At 54.3% G+C, this 22,821-nt stretch carries 12 protein-coding genes, 1 tRNA gene and 1 pseudogene; 7 read left to right on the top strand and 7 right to left on the bottom strand.

Going from position 1 to position 22,821, the window contains the following annotated elements:
- Positions 1-251 precede the first annotated feature (251 nt).
- From ADN01_RS14600 to ADN01_RS14585, 4 genes are all read left to right on the top strand, one after another.
- Positions 252-327 (top strand) — tRNA-Asp (locus ADN01_RS14600).
- 370 nt (positions 328-697) lie between these two features.
- Positions 698-1,318, top strand: a complete 621-nt coding sequence (locus ADN01_RS14595) for a PadR family transcriptional regulator (RefSeq protein ID WP_062418404.1) — start codon at positions 698-700, stop codon at positions 1,316-1,318.
- 89 nt (positions 1,319-1,407) lie between these two features.
- Positions 1,408-2,151, top strand: coding sequence for an ABC transporter ATP-binding protein (locus ADN01_RS14590; RefSeq protein ID WP_062418403.1), 744 nt, complete (start codon positions 1,408-1,410; stop codon positions 2,149-2,151).
- Between the two features lie 9 nt (positions 2,152-2,160).
- On the top strand, positions 2,161-4,713 hold the full coding sequence (locus tag ADN01_RS14585; RefSeq protein ID WP_062418402.1) for an FtsX-like permease family protein: 2,553 nt from the start codon (positions 2,161-2,163) through the stop codon (positions 4,711-4,713).
- Positions 4,714-5,009: 296 nt separating this feature from the next.
- Here ADN01_RS14585 and ADN01_RS14580 read toward each other — a convergent pair whose 3' ends face one another.
- The 6 genes and pseudogenes from ADN01_RS14580 to ADN01_RS14555 all read right to left on the bottom strand — a co-directional run bounded on the left by ADN01_RS14580 (position 5,010) and on the right by ADN01_RS14555 (position 8,691).
- A complete protein-coding gene (locus tag ADN01_RS14580; RefSeq protein ID WP_062418401.1) occupies positions 5,010-5,486 on the bottom strand; it encodes a DoxX family protein in 477 nt (158 codons plus the stop codon).
- Positions 5,487-5,594: 108 nt separating this feature from the next.
- Positions 5,595-6,071: a MarR family winged helix-turn-helix transcriptional regulator gene (locus ADN01_RS14575; protein WP_201778689.1), complete on the bottom strand. Its 477-nt coding sequence runs from the start codon at positions 6,069-6,071 to the stop codon at positions 5,595-5,597.
- 30 nt (positions 6,072-6,101) lie between these two features.
- Positions 6,102-6,440: pseudogene (locus ADN01_RS14570) on the bottom strand (peroxiredoxin family protein); the annotation flags it as partial.
- A 12-nt stretch (positions 6,441-6,452) separates the two neighbouring features.
- A complete protein-coding gene (locus ADN01_RS20265) occupies positions 6,453-6,584 on the bottom strand; it encodes a redoxin domain-containing protein (protein ID WP_113918861.1) in 132 nt (43 codons plus the stop codon).
- A 171-nt stretch (positions 6,585-6,755) separates the two neighbouring features.
- Positions 6,756-8,018: a diaminopropionate ammonia-lyase gene (locus ADN01_RS14560; RefSeq protein ID WP_075071227.1), complete on the bottom strand. Its 1,263-nt coding sequence runs from the start codon at positions 8,016-8,018 to the stop codon at positions 6,756-6,758.
- Positions 8,019-8,127: 109 nt separating this feature from the next.
- Complete coding sequence (locus ADN01_RS14555; RefSeq protein ID WP_062418400.1) at positions 8,128-8,691, bottom strand: DNA-3-methyladenine glycosylase I; 564 nt, start codon at positions 8,689-8,691, stop codon at positions 8,128-8,130.
- A gap of 114 nt (positions 8,692-8,805) precedes the next feature.
- Here ADN01_RS14555 and abc-f point away from each other — a divergent pair, with 114 nt between their 5' ends.
- Complete coding sequence (gene abc-f / locus ADN01_RS14550) at positions 8,806-10,473, top strand: ribosomal protection-like ABC-F family protein (RefSeq protein WP_062418399.1); 1,668 nt, start codon at positions 8,806-8,808, stop codon at positions 10,471-10,473.
- Between the two features lie 73 nt (positions 10,474-10,546).
- Here abc-f and ADN01_RS14545 read toward each other — a convergent pair whose 3' ends face one another.
- A complete protein-coding gene (locus ADN01_RS14545; RefSeq protein ID WP_062418398.1) occupies positions 10,547-21,289 on the bottom strand; it encodes an isopeptide-forming domain-containing fimbrial protein in 10,743 nt (3,580 codons plus the stop codon).
- Positions 21,290-21,693: 404 nt separating this feature from the next.
- On the opposite strand from ADN01_RS14545, the gene ADN01_RS19705 reads away from it, so the two are divergent.
- Positions 21,694-21,855, top strand: coding sequence for a hypothetical protein (locus ADN01_RS19705; protein WP_160318437.1), 162 nt, complete (start codon positions 21,694-21,696; stop codon positions 21,853-21,855).
- Positions 21,856-22,053: 198 nt separating this feature from the next.
- On the top strand, positions 22,054-22,815 hold the full coding sequence (locus ADN01_RS14540; protein WP_062418397.1) for a sugar transferase: 762 nt from the start codon (positions 22,054-22,056) through the stop codon (positions 22,813-22,815).
- Positions 22,816-22,821: the final 6 nt, after the last annotated feature.

Here is a 22,821-nt window from a genome sequence, read left to right as displayed (position 1 = left end):
GGATCGTCGTGATCTGAGTATCTTTCAAATTGGATTGCGTTATATTGATCGTCAACTTCTCAACTCGCTTCCATTTCGGATTTTGCTATGTTCTTACTGTTGATTTTTCAAACTGTCAGGTGGCTAGCAAATAGATCAAGTTACAAAATACTTAAAAATTCCGGAGGTAATTAAACCTGATATAAATTCACCCGGAGGACTTTAAAATATCTTGACGAATGCAGGCTCTCATGATAAACTATCATTCGTTCGGGGGCGTGGTGTAGTGGCTAACATGCGGCCCTGTCAAGGCCGAGACCGCGGGTTCGAACCCCGTCGCTCCCGCCACTCAATCAAGAAGTCGTGCAAACGGCTTCTTTTTTGTTTAATCCCCTTCGAGACCGGGGTCCCCCCAGGAGGGGATGCATTCGCACCCCATCACTCCCGCCACTCAATCAAGAAGTCGTGAAAACGGCTTCTTTTTTGTTTAATCCCTTTCGAGACCGGGGTCCCCCCAGCAGGGGATGCATTCGGACCCCATCACTCCCGCCACTCAATCAAGAAGTCGTGAAAACGGCTTCTGGGTTGTTTAATCACAATCGAGACCTGGGTTCTCGAGGTAGGAAATGCACCAATTTTCGAGTTAACACTTGCTTAAAAATAGAAATTCGTTTAGTATTATTATTAAGTAACTCGTAGACTATTTTTAGGACGACAGATGACCGTTCGCTTTGCAATTCTTGGGTTGATCGCACAAAAACCGCGTCACGGGTATGAAGCCCGCGCCGCTTTCGAAGCTTTGGTTGGGGGCGATAAGAACTGGGAGGTCAAGCCCGCTCAAATTTACACCACCCTGGAGCGTCTTGAAGAGGCCGGCATGATTCAGCGCACCTCCGATTTGGGTGAAGGAGAAGAACCCTCCCGCCGCGTGTATCGAATCACACCGCACGGTGAAGAAACTTTGCAAGAATGGTTTTCAACCCCCACCCCATCGGACCATCAGCGGGATGATTTCTTTATCAAATTGATGATCGGCATTGCCTGCAAACAAGGCAATCCACAGCGTCTGATCCAAAAGCAGCGAGCGCTTCTTTTTCAAGAAATGCACAACATAACTGACCAGCGTGAGGCATGCGACGGTACGGCCGAGGTGGCACAAATTTTATTGCTGGATAAAGTGACCATGCACCTGGAGGCAGATTTACGGTGGTTGGACATGATCGAAAGCCGCCTCCCTTCAATTCTGGAACAGCCTTTGCCCACGCCAGTGCTCAATCGTCGAGGCCGCCCGCGAAAGGGCGAAAAAGGATCAACCTACCCACCTCCATCGCGAGATTAGCTGATCCCCTATAAGGCAATCGATATCATCCTTGCTGGCGATACATACGCTTGCACGCGTTAAGTGATTCATATTCACAGGAGTGTACCATGTCAATCATTTCAACTCAAAACCTAACAAAAATCTTCGGTTCTGGTCCAACAGCAGTTACTGCATTGGATCATGTAAACCTTACAGTTAATGCTGGTGAATTCGTTAGCATCATGGGACCAAGCGGCTGCGGCAAATCTACCCTGCTGCACTTGATCGGAGGACTAGACCGCCCAACCAGCGGTTCTATCACCTTAGATGGAATTTCCATAGCCAACATGAATGACGACCGCCTCACAGAACTACGCCGCCGCAAAATTGGGTTTGTTTTTCAATTCTTTAATCTAATCCCAGTTCTTACCGCTGTCGAAAATGCCGCCCTGCCTATCACCCTGGACGGTGTAAAGCCGCTTTCGGCACAAAAGCAAGCATCCCAATGGCTGGCCCGCTTTGGACTGGCAGACCGTTCATCCAGCCGCCCCGACCAGCTTTCCGGCGGGCAGCAGCAGCGCGTTGCCATTGCCCGTGCATTGGCAGCAGAGCCTACCTTGATATTGGCAGATGAACCCACTGGAAATTTGGACACACGCTCTGGTGAGGAAATTGCTCGCCTCATGCGTGAAGTGGCCAAAAAGTACGGCCGCACAGTCGTAATGGTCACCCATGACCCGCGGATCGCCGCCTACTCAGATCGAATTGTATTCCTCAAAGACGGCAAAATTGTCGATGAAACCACACTTTCTCGGCCAAACAGCGAAAATGCTGCGGCAGTTGCACAAAAAATTCACTCGATCGGGGACTAAGGAGTTCCCATGAACCTCCAATTTACTCTAGCTTCACGATACCTGTTAGGGCGAAAATTACGCTCATTATTGACAACCCTGGCAGTTATTTTTGGGGTCATGATCATTTTTGGGATGAATACCATCCTGCCAACCATGATCTCCGCCCTGCAGGCGAATGTCCAGGGCGCAGAAGGAGAAACCGATTTCACCATCGTCAGCAAAACGGGTTCCTCTTTCCCCAAGGATACAGCTAAGTCGCTTATAGAAATCAAAGGTGTCCGAGCTGTCGCTTCTTCCTTGGAACGTACGATCAATCTGCCGGCGGATTTTGTGGACCAGGATCCATCCAGGCCCGATCAAATCATCGCGGTCAACCTGGTTGGATTGAATCCCGAAGAAGCCCGCACAGTGCGCGCTTTCCCAACCGTAGAAGGCCGCTATCTCAAGGATACGGATACATCCTCTGCCGTCATCTCACAAACGCTTGCAGACGCATTTTCGGTAAGAGTCGGCAGTCTCATTCATTTGCCGTCGGTTTCCGGCCTAACCGAATTGACTGTGGTAGGTCTCTTGCCCGCAGCGATTGGCACAGAGAACGAGCAGATTTTCGTACCCCTGACTCAAGCTCAAAAAATGACTGGAGAAGTAGGCAAAGTCAACACAATCAAGGTGAATATCGAAGCCTTTGCCAGTAAGGAACGCCGTGCCGAAATTCAAACCAACATCACATCAGCGATTGGCGCAAATTATAAAGTCGGCGCAATGATCGCGGATGACGAGATGTTTGCCACCATGGAAATGGCCAAAATTGCTCTAAACGCGTTTGGTGCACTGGCTCTTTTTATGGGTGGATTCATCATATTCAATACCTTTCGCACAATCGTCGCAGAACGCCGCCGCGATATCGGCATGCTTCGCACATTGGGTGCCACCCGACGCATGATCATTGGAGCAATCCTTGTCGAAGGCTTTCTGTTGGGCCTGTTAGGTTCACTTATCGGCCTTGTGGTTGGGTATCTCATGGCCGTGGCGGTGCTTGCTGTTGCTCAGGGGCCTCTCAGTGCGTTCATCAATATAAAACTGGGGTGGCCGATTATTCAAATTCCTCTGGCCGTTGGCTCAGTGATGATCGGCGTTAGTGTCACCATGCTGGCCGGTTTGATTCCTGCCTGGAACGCCAGCCGTGTCACGCCGCTCGAAGCTCTGCGCCCAACCGCAGCCGAAGTTGAGTTCAAAAACCAAACCGGCCGCGGTTTCTGGGTAGGCGTGGCTACGATTACACTCTCGCTGCTTGCCCTTCTTTCAGGACAATCCGCATTCATCCTGCCAGGGGGGGTCATCTTTCTGGTTGGATTGATGCTGGTTGCTCCAGCCCTGGTACGCCCCTTTGCCGCCTTTTTTGGCCGGATCATAGCACGCCTTACCGTCCGACAAGGTATTGGCGGATTGGCAGAAAAGAACCTCACCCGACAGCCTTCACGTATAGCTGTGACATCCTCAACCAGTCTGTTGGCCCTGGCAACGATCGTAGCCGCAGGCGGCATTGTCTTTAGCATGAAAGGCACTTTGTTAACCATGGTGGATAACAGCCTCGGCAGCGATTTCATCTTTCTGCCGCCGTCCGTTGGCTTGTGGGGCAGCAACCTGGGTGCCTCCCCACTCCTCGCCGAAACGCTTCGAAAGGTGGATGGCGTGGACACAGTCAGCACTTTCCGTTTCGCCTCCAGCCAGGCCAAAGGGCAAGTTGTGTCCGTCCTGGGCATTCAGCCTCAGGATTTCCAAAAGGTGAGTGGGTTGAACTTCACCGAAGGAAGTTCGGCAGCGTACCAGGAACTAACCACAGAACGAACCTTGATCGCGAACAGCATTTTCATGGTCAGCACCGGTCTGGGTGTGAATGACTCAGTGGAACTCACCACCCCCAATGGACCAATACAGTACCGCATAGCCGCCGTTGCGTCCGACTTGCTCAACGCGAAAATCAGTACAATCTATATCTCCCAGGCCAACCTGCAGAAGGATTTCGCCAGCGATCAAGATGTATTTATTCAGCTGGATCTGCGGCCCGATGCAGACCAAGAAGTCATTGGTGCTCAGATAAAGGCCATCGGCAAGGACTACCCTCAATTCAAGGTTATCTCTGGGAAAGATTATTTCAACACCATCGAATCTCAGTTCGAAGCCGCATTCAGCGCTGTCTACATTTTGTTTGCTGTCTTAGCCTTTCCCTCTTTGATCGCCATGCTCAACACTATGACTATTAGTGTCATGGAGCGCACGCGAGAAATTGGAATGGTTCGAGCCGTAGGCGGAACTCGCTGGCAAATCCGCAGCATGGTTGTGACCGAAGCCCTCCTGTTGGCGGCCATCGGCGCGGTCTTTGGCATCCTGGGTGGCGTTTACCTCGGGTACATGCTGGTGACCGCCATTGAAGTCGTTTTTCCGATGGGATATTCCTTCCCATTCCTGGGGATCGTGGCCGCTGTCGTAATCGCCTTACTCTTTGGGGGGGCGGCAGCAATCATCCCTGCCCGCAAGGCTGCCCGCATGGATATCATCCAGGCCTTACGCTACGAGTGATCGAAGGGCAGTCCAGAAACTAAAGTGGCTGCCTCTTTGGATGGAGCAGCCACTTGTCTTTTATTGAATGGATTGTGGTGAATTATGCTAACCGATCTCAGCGCTGCATTTACAATTGTTGCTCTTCTTGATCAACAAGTACCGCTGTGTTTTCCGGAATTTCCCTCAAAATACACGCGGAATAAATCAACGCTGTCCGTTCGTCGTCTTGTTCCAACAGCTTGATGTGAAAAGTGAATTCCGCTGCACGATTGCTCAGCACGCAGAACCGCACCACCATCTAGATAGAGTATCCCCTAGAGTCTAAATGCGGCAGCCAAAAATGCCCGGACATCAAATTTCGCAGCACGCAGGGCGCGCCAAGCACCGGTAGCCCATAAAGCCCAAATCACCAACAGCGGCTGAAAAAACAACCGAATGAAACGGGCCTGGTCCGTATTTAACCCAAAAGCGTCAATGCGGTTGACATATTGTGAGATATTGCCAGGGAAGATGAGAATAAAAAACAGCGCCGCGGCCAAACCCATCAATGCGCGCTGCCGGCTCAGAAACATCAGCCCCAGTCCCAAGGCGATTTCGATAACACCAGAGATAACCACCACCAGGTCTCCGTCCAGCGGAACCCATGACGGCACCTGCGCCAGGAATTCCACCCGCGCCACGGTCAGGTGATTCACCCCAGCAAAGGTTAAGAATACCCCCAGCAAGATTCGGAAAGTGGTTTGGATGATGCTGGATTTTTGAAGCTGATAGTTGTCTGGGTCTGCTTTCATTAGCGTATCCTTGCAGGTATGGATTTACAGTTAAAAGAATGGTTTGCCTGAAGAAGGCCGCCACTGATCGGGCGGCCTCTGGATGGCCACACAACGCATTAATTTCGTTCAGGTTCTTTCGTCTCCAGGTTCCCCGCCGCCTTTCTCCGTGAGAAAGTGGATCATCGCATACAGCTGTTCTTTCAAGCGGTGCAGGTCTTCCAATTTCATATCATCCGTTAGCAACCCTTCCACCAGTCGCTCCGGAATTTTCACTGCCTCTTCCCGGAGATGATCCCCCTTTGCTGTCAACGAAATGATCACCCGCCGCTCATCCTCATTAGATCGCTTCCGCTCAATGAACCCCAGGGCTTCCATACGCTTTAAGATCGGCGTGACCGTATTGGTGTTCAGGATCAGCGCCTGCGCAATCTCGTTCACCGTTCTGCCGTCCGTCTCCCAGAGCAGCATCAGCACCAAATATTGCGGGTATGTGATTCCCAGCTTTTCCAAATGCGGCTGATATTCACGAATGATCAGCCGTGAGGCGGCGTATACAGGGAAGCACAACTGGTTTTCAAGTTTTAACTGCTCGTAGGTCATCATACACCTTCCGGCTCTTTTGCCCTGAAAAGATCAGGCAGGGCTTACTTCAGTATTCAAGAGTTCCGCCAGAGTCAGGATCTCGTCGTTGCTGGGAATATCGCTCATGCTGTGACCGTAATGCACAAAGCGCGCCACGCCAGCCCGGTCAATCAACACCTGCGCCGGCATCCGTCCCAGTTTGAACAGGTTCACTTCCTGGCCGTACAGTTTTAAGACACTGGCTTTAGGGTCAGGCAAGCCAATAAAAGGCAGATTTTCCTTCTCCCAGTATTTAGCAAATCCGGCAGCATCTTCCGGCCCCACCACCACCACCTCCACCTGTCGATCCACAAATTTACTGTAGTCTTGGCGCAACTGCGCCATATGCTTTTGGCAAAACGGTCAGGTAAAGGTGCGGTTGAAAACCAAAAGTACGTTCTTCTCGCCGCGCAGCGCGGACAAAGTAAAGGTTTTGCCTTTGAAATCCGCCAATTGGAAATCAGGGGCGGTTTGTTGGATGGAAACGCGTGCCATATCGGCTCCTTTTCTTAATATCATTTTTATTCACTCACGATTATATCGCCTGCGATATATTATAGCACAGATCGGAACAATTTCAAGTAATCATTTCTGATCAGGTCAGGAACAGAAAAACTGCCCGGCGTATGACTGCTGCCGGGCAGTTCTCAGAATTGAGTATTCGGTTTAACCGCGCTGGAATGGGTTGCCGTATTTCCGGTATTCCCCAGGAACCGCGTGTCCCCCCTCCCAAACCACCTGCCTGAATTCATCCGGATCTGTGTTGCGTTCCGAGTTCACCAACAGGATATACGAGTTTTCGTTGATCCCCAATCGCTCCCGCAAAGGCGCATATTCATTCTGTTCCATCAAGAAGGTTAAAGCGCCCAGCGTCACAGCTCCCGACTCACCTGAAACCACCATGGGGTCGCCGCTTAACGGTACGCCGTACACCCGCATGCCCTTGGCCGCCACGTAATCTGGGCAGGAGAAGAAGGCATCGGCGCAATCTGCCAACACTTCCCAGGCGATCGGGTTCGGGTCACCGCACGCCAGCCCAGCCATAATCGTATCCAAATTTCCAGGGAAACCGTGCGGCTTGCCGTCCCCAATTTCCATCGAACGGAACAAACACGCAGCCCGGTCCGGCTCCACCACCACCATCTTCGGGCGGTCAGCTCCAAAAAGCCCCGCATAAAAACCAAACGCAGAAGCCGCCAAAGAGCCTACCCCTGCCTGCATAAAGATGTGGGTGGGTTTAATCGCCCCCTGCGCCGCTAATTGCTGCTGCGTTTCTGCGTACAGGGTAGTATAGCCCTGCATCACCCACGTCGGGATTTCAGTGTACCCTTCCCAGGCCGTATCGGAGATAACCTGCCAGCCGTTCTTCTGTGCATCCTCATTGATCAGCCGCACCGCATCATCATACGTGCCGTCTACCACCACTACCTTGGCGCCGTTGCGCTGAATCGCCGCAATCCGGGCTTCGGAAGTTAACTTATGAACATAAATGACCGATTCAAATCCCAAAGTCTTCGCTGCCCAGGCCACACCCCGGCCGTGATTGCCGTCGGTCGCTGCCGCAAAGACGATGTTCCCCAGTTTTGTTCGGATCTCCGGATTCATCAAATCATCAAAGCGCAGCGGCTCATGGGTTCCCAAGCGGGATTGAATGTACCTGTAAATGGCAAAAGAGCCGCCCAACACCTTAAAAGACCCCAGGTTCAAACGCTCCGCCTCATCTTTCACCCAAATGCCGCCCACCCCCAAGAATTTGGCCAGACGGCTCAAATTCTTCAAAGGGGTCATGCGAAAAGCTGGAATTTGCCGGTGAAACTCCATCGCCTCCCGTGCGGTTCCCTGCGGGAAGTAGCGCTCTACCGCTTTACTATGCGCAATTCCAGCAGCTTTTGGGTTTTCAATCCAGGATATCGGTTTTCCGTGTTTCATGTTGCCTCCAATTTTATGATAAAGAATGCCATGATGATCATCGTTTAATTGTCTGACAAATACAAGTGCCCTTCCTAACACCTTCAGGATGATGAACGTCGCACCCTATCTAGATCTTCGTCCCCTCCATGCCGCTGCCCTCAACCAAAGTCCAGGGTGGGTTCAATGCCATAATCTGGGCGTACACCGGGCAGATCTCCTCGTGCGCCCCCGGCAGATACCCTGTGCTCATCAAAAACTCCCCCACAATTTCTCCCCCCACGAACACGAACTGTGCCTTAAACAACTGCACCCACGCCGCTTTGCTGCGCGGGTGATGCACATCCAGCCAGGCCTTGAAGCTTCCAAATTCCTGACGCAATTGTAAAATTTTCTGCGCGTTGGTGATAGCTGCGTTCACTTTTAACCGGTTCCGGATAATACCAGCATCGCTCAATAGTCGGGCTCGATCTGCTTCGTCAAAATGGGCCACCTTGTGGATATCAAACCCAGCATAAGCCTCGCGAAAAGCCTCTTGCTTGCGCAAAATCGTAGACCATGAAAGCCCCGCCTGATTGATTTCCAGCACAAAGCGTTCAAACAGCCGATTGTCATCCGTTATTGGAAAACCGTATTCTTCGTCATGGTAACGCCGGTGCCAGGGATCCTTTTGTGATTCAATGCAATACCCCATACTTCTCCTCCTGATTCTTGGTGGTCGCTTCGTTCCCTCTTGCTCATCTCAGCATGAGAGATTAATCCAGTATAATACGCTCTCATTCATTTCACATCCACAGGGCCGCTGCTCATGGTTTTCCTCAGCCTCAATAACATCACCCTCATGCTGGGCGCCAAACAAATTCTAAACGCCATCTCGCTGGAAATCCAGGATGGTCAGCGCATCGGCCTCATTGGCCCTAACGGTGCGGGCAAATCTTCTTTATTCCGCCTCATCATGGGTGAATACCAACCCGAAAGCGGCGGAACCATCACCCGCCTCAAAAACACCTCTATCGGTTATTTGCCCCAACACCCTGAGCTTGACCCTCACCTCACTTCCCTGCAAGCGGCCCTGGGCGGCAACCAACGCATCCTTGAGATATCCTCGCAACTGGCGCGTATCGAAGATAGTCTCGGGGATCCCAAGGTGTACACCAATGAAAACCGCCTGGCATCTGCACTGGAAAAGCAGGCGGCCTTACTTGAGGAATTTCAACAACTGGGCGGGGATCAATTCCCTGAAAGGGTGAAAGCCACTTTGTTGGGTTTAGGCTTATCCCCTCACGAGTTGGAGCTCCAAATCAAATATCTATCCGGCGGCAAGAAAAAGCTAGTCGCTCTCACTCGCACCCTTCTGGCCAACCCCAATGTCCTGCTGCTGGATGAACCTGATAACCACCTGGATCTGGCCGGTAAGGCTTATCTGGAACAGCTCATCCGCGTCTACCCGGGTGCGGTCGTCCTCATCTCCCATGACCGCTACCTGCTGGACGCCGTGGTCACTCACATCGCCGATCTGGAAGACGGACGCATCTCCTTGTTCAACACAGATTACTCCACCTATTACATGGAGAAACAAGAGCGCCTCGCCCGCCAAGATGAGCTGTACAACATTCAACAGCGCGAGATCTCCCGTATCGAAAAAGCTATCCAACGTTATGCCATTTGGGCCAAGACCTACGACAGCGAAAAATTCGCCAAGCGCGCCCATGCCATTCAAAACCGTCTGGATAAAATGGATCGCATCGAGCGCCCCATCCTGGAGCGCCGCCGCATGGACCTCCGCCTGAACGGTTGGCGCGGCTCATCCAAAGTGCTTGAGCTTCAACACGTCTCCATGGCTTTCGATTCGCAGCCGGTGTTCAACGACCTGAACTTGCTCCTCTACCATGGTCAGCGCCTGGGAATCGTCGGCGAAAACGGCGCAGGGAAGTCTGTTTTGCTCCAACTTATCCTTGGCAACCTCCAGCCTTCGCGCGGTGAGGTTCTCATCGGTCCCAGCGTTAAAATCGGTTACTACGCCCAGGAACACGAAACCCTCGACTTCAATCAAACCGTTCTGGATTCCATCCGTCTCACTGGAAATATGAGCGAATCCTCTGCGGTCGCTTTTCTCAACCATCACCTGTTTCCCTACCGTCAGGTACATCAAAAAATCAGCCAGCTTTCTGGCGGCGAACGCAGCCGTCTTCAGCTCGCGCAGATTGTGTTAACTGGCTGTAATTTCCTTATCCTAGATGAGCCTACCAATAATTTAGATATCCCCTCAGCGGAGGTACTCGAAACCGCCCTCAACGATTTTGAAGGCACGGTGCTCATCGTCTCACACGACCGCTATTTCCTGGATCAAACCGTCGATCAGCTCCTGGTGCTATCCAAACAAGGGCGGCTGGAATTCCCAGGGGCATTCTCCGATTTCCTCGCCTCTCCTCTTAGCCAGCCGTACACCTTTTTGAATTCCTCTTCATCTCGGTAGCAAAAAGACGGCCGAAAAAAAAGCCTTGCTCCGCAGCATCACAGAGCAAGGCTTCTGGTTCAAATTTCAATGGCTATTCTGGCTCAACCCTCACCAGCACTGCCCGCACCGCCACGCGCCAGATATACTCGTTGATCGTCTCATCGTACCCCTGGCAGGTGATCAGCGTTACCCAATCCATCGATTCTGTCCGCAGCGGCGAAAGATCGCCTTCCCAGGTCTTCACGTTCTCCCGCACCTCATACACATACCGCTGACCGTAACCGTGTAAGATCACCACATCGCCCCAGCGCAGTTCATGCAGCCGCTGGAAAGGTCCAGGCGAGCCGTCAGCGTTGTATACGTGCGCCGTCAGGCCTGTGTTGCCCTCCCAGGTCGGGAAAGCCGTCCCGTTCAGGTAGCCGACCGATTCGCCCAGCCAGGTCAAATCCCAGCCGTCCTTCGAGCCTGGCACGCCCAAAATGGGTTCCTTCACATTCAAAGCGGGAATCTCCAACCAGAGATCGCCCAAGTCTTGATAATACCCAACAGGCTGAGCCCCCAATGGGGTCACCTTCCCAGGTGCAAAACCGGTCTTGGGCAGCGTTGGGATCCGGATGGCTGCCGAGCTGCGCGCGCCGTAGATGTTTACTGTGGACGCCGGGTCATAAAAACGTTCGGTCGAAAGCGGGTTGCGCGTCTGCGGGTCAAAAACGTTCCCAGGCAGGCTGGTCCAGGCCACATTGGCGTTGTTGACCACCTCCGTCCCCGGCCCCAGATTACCCACCCGCGCTTTGAACTCTACAACGGAGGGTTCGCTCCCTAACGGGAAGCTGTCCCAGGTCACCGTCAGGGTCGGCGCGCCGGCCTCATCCAACACAGTGGGCACCGGCCCCTTTACCGGTTTCAAAGAACCGGTCACATACGACAATCCAGACGGCACCTTATCGGTCAAAACGACATTGAACGCATCGGTACGGCTATCTTTGGTATGCCAAACTTTCAGGGTAAATTTTACAATCGTTCCCGGCAGCACAGTTTCGGCATCCACGCTCTTCAAAACTGCCAGGTCAGGCTCCACGATGGTCTGATCCTGGGCCGAGGTTGTCAAAGAACCGCCGTCCCAGGTCCATGTCGCCGCGTTGTCCACCTGCACGCCGTCTTGATTGGCCGCACTGTTCAGCACCACCGCTTCGTACGTGAAGGTCAGCGGCACATTATCAGCACTGCCGTTGGTCAGCGTCCCCAACGCAAAGGTCACCTTACGGTCCATATCTTCCGGCGCCGTACTCGTGGCTGGAATCGGTTCCAAAACCGGCGCAGCGCACACAGCGTCAAAGCCGCCAACAACGTTGGTCGCCAGCGCTGGGTCGCCTGGGGTAATGCTCACGCAGCGCACGAAGGACAGCCCCGCGCTCAATTCATCCACCAGCCGCACATTTTGCAGTGCGGTGGGGGGGATCATCATACGCACTTCATACGTGACGATTTCACCAATCGCCACATTCCCATCCGGCGTAAATTCCTGATTCGACGAGACCACCCGCTTGGAGAATGCCGTATCCAACACAGTGATCGTGGGATCATCCTCAGGTGTACTGGCCGGGTCATCCGTGGGGGTATCCTCAAAATTGTCACCAGCGAACAACCCCTGGTTCGCCACAGCCACCACATCCTCTGGCAACGGATCGGCGAAGAGCACGTCAAACACAATCGTCACGCTCCCGCCCTTGCCCGCCAGATCGCCCACCTGCACTTCCACCGTCGTATCTCCAGCAGTGTTCCCAACCACCACCGTGCCCTGGGTGGTCGTTACACTGCCGACCACTAAAGCGGTGTTTGCGTCCGGCGTATCCGTGAAAACCACATTCCCGGCGTCTTGGTTGCCGCTGTTCACCAGGGTCACCGTGTAGCGCAGCGTGTCTCCCGCGGATACGGTGTCATTGTCATTCGCATCCACTGCCAGAATGACGGCTTTGGTTGCCGTCAGGTCAGGAAGCGCTCCACCAATCGCGTCTTCATCGCTGGTGGTGTTGTCATCCAAATTCGGGTCAGCCCCGTGTGTACCGTCATCTGCTACCGTCGCTGTGTTAAGAATGGATGTGATCGTCGCCCCTAAAGGATCATTCACAGTCACAGCAAACTGAATGGTAACCGACGCACTCGCCGCCAGAGCGCCAATGGTGTACTCGCAGGTTGTAACCCCGGCGGTCGTCGTGCAAGACCAGCCCGCCGAAGAGCTTGCGCTGTTAAAGGTGGTCCCTTGCGGCACGGTTTCCGTCACTACCACGCCTGTCGCATCGCGCTCGCCGATGTTGGAAATGGTTAGGTCATAGATGAGGGTGTCGCCAGGAGCGGCCGTGTCCACATAGTCTGTTTTCGTGATGTTCAGTTCCGGGCTAATCCCCGTTAAGGTGTCTTCACCTTGGGCGATCGGTTCATCCCGCTCATTGGGGTCATCTCCCGGCAGTGTGCTGTACTCGTTCACATAGGCTGTGTTGAGATAGGTTTCACCCGACGCAAAATCGTTCGCCAGCGTGACAACAAAGTCGAAATCGCGTGTGCCTCCCGCCGGAATCGGCCCGCCGGTGTAGGTGACAGTCCAGTTCGGGTCAGCATCCACCAGCGCATACGTAAAATCGCTGGGAGTTATCCCTTCCCCAATCACCGGGAACCGCAACTTGGGGAACGAATCCTCAACCAGCACGTCATAGGCTGGCGTGGTCCCCACGTTTTGCACGGTCAGAGTCACCGTCACATTATCGTTGGCTGCCGCCTGATCCGGGGTAAACACCTTCGAGATCACCAGCCGCGGCTCGCCTACCGTCACATCCACCGGGTTGCTGTCAACTGCGGTCCCGCCGTTCAAAACGACATTGGCCTGATTGGTGAGCACCGTCGCCGCAGGCGGCAGCCCCACATTCCCGGCAACATCCAAAACCACCGCTTCAAATTCAATCGCGAAGCTGTCATTGTTGGGATCATTGTCGCCGTTCACCACTGTCGAACCGAAGGTGAAGATCACGTCTTCCCCATCTGTTGTCCCCCCGGTAACCGTGGGATCGGGAACTGTGCCAGCAAAGCCCGTGCGATCGACAACTGCCGAACCGCTGACATAACGCAGTCCAAGCGGCAGCACGTCGCTCACCACCACGCTGGAGGCCAAGCCTTCTGGTAAGGTGACCACCAACCGGTAGCGAACAATCTCGCCAATCGTCACCACTGGCAAGGTCGTGTCGCTCAGGCTGGTGCCAGCAATGGACTTGGCAATTTCCGGCGTATCCAGCAGGGTAAATGCGTCAGAATCAGCAGCTGCATAATCATCCAGGGTTCCGCCCGGGCCGTCGTCTCCATTTCGCTCTTCCGCCGGGGTCCCAGGCATGCTGGACCATTCCACAGTTGCAGCATTGGTAATGGTTGACCCCGCCGGAGCGCCGTCATTGATCGCTGCCGAGAAAACGACCTGAATACTGTCGCCCACCGGCACAGCGTCCGCCGTCACCGTGATCACATTCCCGCTGATGCTGACTGCCGCGTTTACCACCCCCGCGCTGGGCGTTACTACGACCGTCGCAGGCTGCAGGCTCAACGCCGCCGGCAGGGTATCTTCCAGGGTCACGTTGTAAGCGGTAGCGGTGTTGATCCCGGCTGGATTGCTGACCAGCAGGCTGTAACTCACCACCCCACCCGCATCCAGCGGGTCGGGCAATGTCGTGATCTGCTTGTCGATCGTCAAAGTCGGTTCCACCACGGTTACTGTGGTAGCGTCCGTCTGTTCCGTCGCGGGTGTGCCGTCCGCCAGATCATAGTTCAAGCTGACGGCGTTGCTCAAAGTCGTCCCGGCTTGATTGGCAGCCACATTGGCAGCCGTCGCTGTGTAGGTGATGGTCGCCGGAGATTTGCTGATGGCTGCATCTCCAAAATCCCACGTCAAAGTCACCGGAACCGTCCCGCCCGCCGGGTCTGTGCTGCTGAACACCAGCGCACCGGTATCAATGCCGTCAATCGTCACGGGTGCTGCGTTAAACAACATCCCCGCGGGCAGCACATCCTCAATCACCAGGTTACGCGCTGTACCTAAAGGCGAAGTGATCGTCAGTGTGTAGGTGACCGTTTCTCCAATGGTCACAACCGTCTTGTCCACGCCCTTTTCAATCAACGGCCCATCTCCGCTGACCGGCGCGCTGTCCTGATCTTGATCCTGATCTACCGGGTACAACGGTCCAGGTGCATCTTCGTAATTCCGTTCCTGCGGGTTGCTGCTGCCGTCTTGCGTCCCCCAATCCGCATCCGCCAGGTTGATATGCGTTCCAGATAAGAACAGATCCGGCAGTACGGTGACGGTGTAGGTGCACAAAATATACGTATCAGGATCGGTAGCCGCCAGATCCCAAGAGCCAGTCGGATTCCCTTCCAATCGCAGCAGGCTGCCCGTCAGGCTGCTTTGCGCGCCAATCGGGCCGGTCAAAACGCCTGCATCATACAGTTCGCAAATCTGCGAGTTGGTGTTAAACTCCAGACCGGCAGGAATTTGATCTTCAACGAACACATCATAAGCCGTGCTGGCTCCGCTGCTGCTGATTTGCAGGGTGTACGTCAATATATCGCCCGCTTCAACCCCAGAGCTTAATGACACACTTTTCACGAGTGTGATTTGCGGCTCCACGATGGTCACCGTGGTATCGTCCAATTGCTCAGGCGCAGGCGTTCCATCCGCCAGGTCATAATTCAGAGTCGCCTGGTTGGTTAAGGTCGTCCCCGATTGGTTGGTCGTCACGTTGGCAACGGTCGCCGTGTAGGTGATCGTTGCAGGCGATTTGGTGATTTCGGCGTTCCCGAAATTCCAGGTCAGCGTCACCGGCACAGTGCCGCCGGCAGGGTCGCTGCTGGTAAAAGCCAGTCCTGCGTCGTCAATTCCATCAATCGTCACAGGCGCCGCGTTAAACAGCATCCCCGCAGGTAGCACATCTTCAATCACCAGGTTGCGCGCCGTACCCAAGGGGGAGGTCACCGTCAATGTATAGGTGACGGTGTCTCCAATCGTGACAACAGTCCTGTCCACGCTTTTTTCAATGATGGGCCCATCCCCGCTCACCGATGCGCTGTCTTGATCTTGATTTTGATCTACAGGGTACGGAACAGCATCCACATAATTGCGCTCATCTGGGTTAGCGCTGCCGTCCTGAGTCCCCCAATCTGCATCCGCCACGTTTATATGCGTGCCCGACAGGAACAGCTCTGGCAGCACCGTGGCAGTATAGGTGCACTCAATGTAGGTGTCCGGATCGGTGGACGCCAGGTCCCACGAGTCAGTCGGGCTGCCTTCCAGCCGCAGCACAGAACCTATCAGGCTGGTCTGAGCGCCGATGGGCCCGGCCAAAACGCCCGCGTTGTAGAGGTTGCAGATTTGTGAACCCGTGTCAAACCCCAGGCCAGCCGGGATCTGGTCTTCCACAAACACATCATACGCCGTGCTCGCCCCCGTATTGCTGATTTGCAGCGTGTAGGTCAGGGTATCCCCTGCCTCAATTCCGCTGGTCGGCACCACACTCTTAAGCAGGGTAATCTGCGGTTCCACCAATGACAAATTCCGCGGCCCCGTGTTCAGTTGAGTGGTACTGCCGTCGTTAGGATTGGTGTATTCCATCCGGGCCGTGTTCGCCAGAACGGTTCCTTGCACATTGCCAATCTCGTTTAATACCCGCACCGCCACTTGAATCAGGAAGCGGTTATTACCGGGGTTGTTATCTCCAGTCGTCACCACATCTCCAAACTCAAAGCGCACATCATCCCCACTGGCGCCGCTGTTCACCACCGTCGGGGTCAAAGTCACCGTCCCGCCGTAAGTCTCAGTCAGCACGCCTCCCCCATCTCCGGCGTTCACTAAAACAGCGTAATTTTCATATCGAAGGCCTGCGGGCAGCAGATCCGTGACCACCAGGTCCTGCACCGTGCCCTCTGGAACGCTCACCTCAATGAGATAATTGACCAGATCTCCGATCGTTGCAACGGCCGGAATGGGGTCAAATTTTTGAACGGCTGGCGAAACCAGGGTCAGGTTTTCCGGGTCAGACGCCGTGTAATCGTTCAGCGTACCCGTGCCGCCGCTCCCGTCGCGTTCGCCCGTTGCCGATCCCGGAGTCCCCGGGGCGGTCGAGCCGGTGGGGTTGCCCACGGTGCCGTTGTCTCCCGGCAGGCTGGTCCACCGGATGTTCGCTGAATTGGCAATCGTCAACCCAACCAGGGTGCCCTCTTTAACCTCCACCTGCAGCGTGATCACCCATTCCTCACCCGGCTGCAGTTGGTTCAGCATCAAGTCCACCTGCGTGGCTGTGCTCGTGTCCGCGGTAATCGCCGATGTGGCTGGGCGCGTATCCGAATAGCCCAGAAGGTTCAGCTGCAGGGGGATCGCGTCCACCATCCGAATGTCAAACGCTGTGATCGGCCCAGGGTTGCGCACCGTCACGCTGTAGCTAAACGGATCCTTGGCATCCAAGGGCGTGCTCACCAGCGCTTTGGCAACCGTCAGCACGGGTTCCGTAACCGAGATGGATACACTGTTCGAAGTCCCGCGCAGTACGCTGTTCACATAGAGCCTAAATTGATTGGCCCGTGTTGTGGCAGGAGAAGTGAGCTGATTAGCGGTGGTGTTCATCAGCAGCATATTAAACTCAACCACCAAGAATTCACCGTCATCATCCCGATCCAGATTGACTAAATTGCCAAAGGCGAATGTCGGATCTGTGCCGCTGACGAACGGCCCGCCGGTGATCATGCCGGCGTCAAACGTGCAGTCCACCAAATTGGAGGCCAAATTTGCAAGCGTCGCGCTCGCACCGGCATCATTGGTGCAGGCCTTCAAAGAAGAAGTGATCCCCGCGCCATTGGAAACAAACGTAAAGCGCGCCGTGCCGTCCATGTAAAGGCCGTTTACCGGCAGCAAATCCTGAAGGGTAACCAGGGTCGCCTCACCTTCGGGAATTTGCACCGCCAATCGGTAACGCACCACCTCACCGACCGTCACCGCGCTGCCTGTCGTGTGCGCCTCAGAAGTGCTCACCAGGGATTTCACCGGTGTAGGCACATTCACCGTCACGTTCGCTGCTGACTGCCGGGTGTAATCATTTTCGCTGCCGCCCGGATCTGCCGGAAAACCAGTTCGTTCCACAGCCAACGCCGAATACGGCGACTGCGTGGCCGTCACATTCCCCGGTAAACTGCTCCAGTTCGTATACGCCGTGTTGGTAATCACCTGTCCCGGCGACACATTCGAATCCAGGGTGGCGCTGAACTTAATCGTTGCCACGCTTCCCAACGGGAAGCTGTCCCATGTGGCAGAAAACGGCGGCGTATTCACAGAAGACGTGGGTGCATATCCCGTGATCGAAAAAGTACCTGGGGAGAAGGTCAGCCCTGTAGGAACAGCATCCGTGAAGTTGACGTTAAAGGCATCCGCCCCGCTTCCAGCCGCATGCTGTAAAACAATGGTGAACTCGACGGAGTTGCCTGCGTCACCGGTGGTCGGAAGGACAGTTTTGCCGATTTGCAGCTGCGGCTCAACGATCCGGATCGGATCGGCCGCATCCGTCACAGACCCGCCGTCCCATTCAAACCGGGCCTGGTTCACCCGCGTCGCACCTTGCGCATTGGCCGCGACATTCGTTACAGCCACCCGATACTTAATCGTGATCACCTCAGCCACGGAGTTATCCGTGTCGGTGTTCACAATCGTTCCCAAATCCCAGGTCGCCGAAACCCCGCCTGCCGCCACAGTGGGGTTCGTTGGATCATTACACAGCGCTGCCAGCTGAGCCGGCGCGAAAACACTCGCGGGAGCCGTAACCTCCAGGCAGTCCACAAATGCCAGCCCACTCGGCAGGGTGTCGGTCACGCGTGCGTTCGGCAGCGTCCCTTCCGGGACGGTCACCGCGATAGAGTAATCCACCAACTCGCCAATGGTCACATTTGGGTCAGCCGTATGCGCCTGATTGGTGCCAGTCATTGTCTTAAGCACCGTGGGGGGCAGCAAGTCCACAATCGCATCGTCATCTAAATCGGATGCCGTATGATCCTCACCGCCTTCAGTTCCTGCATAATTGGTCAGGATCGCTGTGTTGGTGATGGCGTTGGGCGGTTCAATTGAAATTTCCAACTGTAAATCGAATGTGACCACGGCAATATTCGTCCCCGTGTCCACCAGATCGCCAGAAGAGTCCTTTCCCCGCGTCAGCGCACCCGTGGTTCCATCATTCAGGCGAATGCCGCTGCCAAACAACCCGCCGCCTAAATCGGAGTAGGCCAATGCCGTGCCGTTTCCGTCCGTTACACACAGGTTGAGTCCCCCTGACGGAATCGCTAGACCCGCAGGCAAACTGTCCTCCACAGTCACATCAAATGCGCTGCTGCGGCCGGTATTTTCCAGCACAATTGCAAAAGTGACCAGATCCCCCGCGTCCAGACCGGATACATCGCTGTCAATGGGCGTGCCCGCCAGGCTGAGCGAATCGATACTGCCGCTGAACCGCGGGCAGGCACCTGGCGCATTAAACGTCACCGGCGCAGCCGGATCGGGTGAAAATACTGCGGATGATCGGTCTGTCCACACCACACCCTTAGCCACCGAAACGACCGGCTCTGCCAGTTGAATTTGGACCAAATCCGTCGATTGCTGCGGATCCGCGTTGGTAGCCCCTTCTGTAGCCTGCACCTGGTTCGTCAGATACAAGCCATCCGCGAAGGGGCGGTCTGAGACCGTCACCGTGAAGAGGATATCCACCAACGAAGCGCGCGAGGGGTCAATATCAAAATCGCCGTAATAGAAGCTCACGCTGTTGTTGGCTGCGTCGACGCTCAGCGCCGGTGTGGTTCCGTACCACTGTCGGAAAGTGTCTGCCGGGCCAAAGTTGGCCGTTCCGGCCGCGGGAACCGCCCCAATTAAATCGTTGAAGGTGGTTACCTCACCCGCTGAAAAAACAGGTAGCGGCAGGTAGTCCACCAGGCGCAGTTTTTCAACATCCGACGTGAACAATGCATATTGCAGCCGATAGGTAACCGTATCTCCTGGCGACACCAAGACGGGGCTGGTATAACCTGTGTTGCCATTGATGGCATAGATGCTTTTCGTCAGACTGCCGCGCTGGATGGATACGCTCGATTGGCTGTCTTCTACCGGGGTTCCGCCGGTCGGAAGCAGACTCAGCGTATCCAAAACGTTGCCGACCATGACCACTGAATTACTCAGGACGTCGCCTTGATCCACACTGGGGTCACCGGACGGATAAGTGTCAGAAAATTCTTTTTGAACCTGCGCGCGGTAGCGGATTACACCCGTAGTAGGCCCGTCATTATCCGGCGAAGTACAGTCCGGGTCAGTCACCCCCACAGCCGGCACACACCCGCCCCGCAGCATATCCGAGCCGAGCTGATCGTTCAATTCATCCGATACACGGAAAATAATTTGTGTACTGCCGTCGTTCGGGGCCGGTGAAGCTGGGGTGTAATTCGGAATTACGCTGTAATTCGACGAGTCGAACGTGGTGGTCGCCAGCGTAAAGGTATGCCCATTGATAGATAAGGTCGGCGTAAACCCAGAGTCAAACCGCAGGCCATCCGAAATCACATCCGTCAGTACAATTCCGTTTTCCGCGAAGAAGTCCGATACCTGAAAATCCAACGTGTATTCCAGGGTATCGTACGGGCTTAACCCCGCGGGGGTAATGTCTGTCACGATTCCATTGCTTTTCTGCACCGTGTGCGAACATGCCTCCAGCGTATGCGCGGGATCGGTCAGAATGTCCGTCAAAGCCTCGCTGTCGCGGTCATCGATCGGATCCCAGGTTCCTTGGGCAGAAATGGCGTTGTCCAGGTCCACGCATCCGCCCGAATTGGGGTCAATCACGCGGTTCCCGCCAGCATCCAGCAGCGGCACATAAAAGGAGAAAGTCAGCGATCCATCCGCTGCCCCGGCCCCGCCGGTCACCGAACTGAACGAGCAGCTCAAAGTTCCCCCCGGAATCGCGGTATCGGGGTACGAGCAGCTCACGGCCCCAGGGTTCACCGCGGTCAGGGCAACATACTGCATTTCAGCGGGTAAAAGATCGCTGAGGGTCACGTTGTTCAGCACCTGACCTTCGGCGATATCCAGGTTGACCGTGTAGCTGCGCGTGAAATTCGGCCCGGTCGAAGTCTCATCCTCGCGCCAGTTGTATTGCTTGATCAGCCGCAACAAGACCGGTTCGGTATACTGCGTAAAGTCACCGCTGACCACAACCGGGTCGCTCACGGGGTTATCCAGGGGGTCTTGCCCAAAACGAAAACCGGCGCGCGCCACCACCGGCAGCGGCACAGACAGATCTGCATAGTCGCTTAAAGTTGCACTGAAGGTGATTGGCGCCGGAGGCTGGTCAATCGAAAAGCTGCCGAAAGGCAGTTCCACCACCACCATCTGCCAATGGAATGGGGCATACATCCCGCCGGGTGCAGCCGGGCAGTTGATCAATTGATTGGTCAACGGGTGAGTCACCTGGGTGCCCGAAAAACAGTCAATCACCGGAAAGACTTGCACCGGGAAGCCCTGATATTGGGCGCTGTTAAAAGAGATGCCGTCCTCCGGCCCACCAGCAGACATCCCGTCCACACCGCCCGTTGGAAGGAACACATCCAGGTATGGGCCGAAACCAACCCCCGTTACCAAATCGGATGAGGTGTTATCAAACACCACATCAAAGGTGAACGTGGTTCCTAAAAAGGTCTCTGCCTGAAGATTGATGATCGCTTCTGGGATGGGGTCTTGAAAATCTTTTGCCGCTGCCGGCTTCCCCCCCAAGCTCAATGTCATTAGTACGAAAAGCCCGATGATGATTAACCGCAAATGAGTTGATAAGAATCGGTAATACTGATCACGGCGATTGACACGGCGCATCCCACCCTCCCGAACTACAATTTCTTAGATTAAGACCAATTAATGTGCTTGATATATTATAAATCCCCCATCGTGGGGGTGTCAAGTCTGGGGGGGTTTCAATTTGGTAATATTGTTTTTACCTTATTTTGATCTTAATTATCACCTATTCTGCCTTAAAACAAGGAAAATTAGGATTCCCCTTATTGACTAGTCAGATTCTTTATGCTATAAAGAGAACAGAATATAGTTGACTTTAATACTAAAAAATTACATAGTCTGTTAACCTGTGGATGTGTTGACTCGAAGGAATAAATTGGTCGCAGAATGCGCCTGAGCGCATGAACCCCTTCGACGAGCAAAATGCGAAACCGGCCACGTTTGTGGCCGATTTTTGTTTAATCGCTTTGGGCGGCGAAGAGAACTCATCGCCGCCGGTTGATTTTTCTTTCATATTTTTGCCGCACCCAAAGAAAGGGGAAATCATCATGCCGTTTCATTGACCCGCTTCACTCCCCATCACCTTGCAGTGGACGTGCTTTCACGCATCGCGCAACCAATTAGCCGAGAAAGGAGGCTCACCTCAGTATCGCCTGTTTATTTCTGCACATCAGCGCCCATTTCAATGCGGCCTGCAGAAAGTCAATTAATTAATGAATCTATGAGAGATTGGCTAACCATAGCAATCCTGGGAGGGGTTCATGGGCACGACATATCTCGATAAACAATGCGCAGAGGCTGAAATCATCACCGCGCTTCCACACGAAACCGCTTCCGCGCAATTGCCACTTACGTATTGGGCTCTCAAACGGGTGATCGACGTCGTAGGGGCTGCATTGGCGTTGATCTTTAGCTCTCCACTTCTGGCCATTATCGCCCTTTGGGTTGTAATTGACTCAAAAGGTCCAGTGTTTTTTGTTCAACCACGCGTAGGTGCAAAAAGAATCCGATGCCAGGGCCGTTGGCTTTGGGCGCCCACTCGCTTCAACTGCTACAAATTCCGCACCATGATTCACAAAGCGGATCCCGCCCTTCATCAGGCCTATGTGGCTGCTCTCATCCAAAATGACCAACAGCAAATAGACCAAATCCAGGGTGAAAAAACAACCGCAAAAAAACTGGTCCATGACCCGCGCGTTACTCGTGTCGGAAAATATCTGCGCATGTGGAGCATGGACGAACTCCCTCAGTTCTTCAACGTCTTGCTGGGGGATATGAGCCTGGTGGGGCCTCGCCCCGCCATTCCTTACGAAGTGGAACTTTACCAGCCATGGCACATGCAGAGACTCTTGACCAAGCCTGGGCTGACAGGGCTATGGCAGGTCACCGCCAGAAGCTCAGCTGACTTTGACGACATGGTTCGCCTGGATATCGCTTACATCCAGAACCAGAATCTATCCATGGATTTAAAAATTCTATTCAAAACGCCTTTAGAAGTGCTCAAACGATCCGGCGCATATTAGCTAAGG

It is taken from the genome of Levilinea saccharolytica (genome assembly GCF_001306035.1).
Classification (GTDB): Bacteria; Chloroflexota; Anaerolineae; order Anaerolineales; family Anaerolineaceae; genus Levilinea; species Levilinea saccharolytica.
The sequence above is the reverse complement of the archived record's forward strand: the minus strand, read 5'-3'. Positions and strand labels throughout refer to the sequence as shown.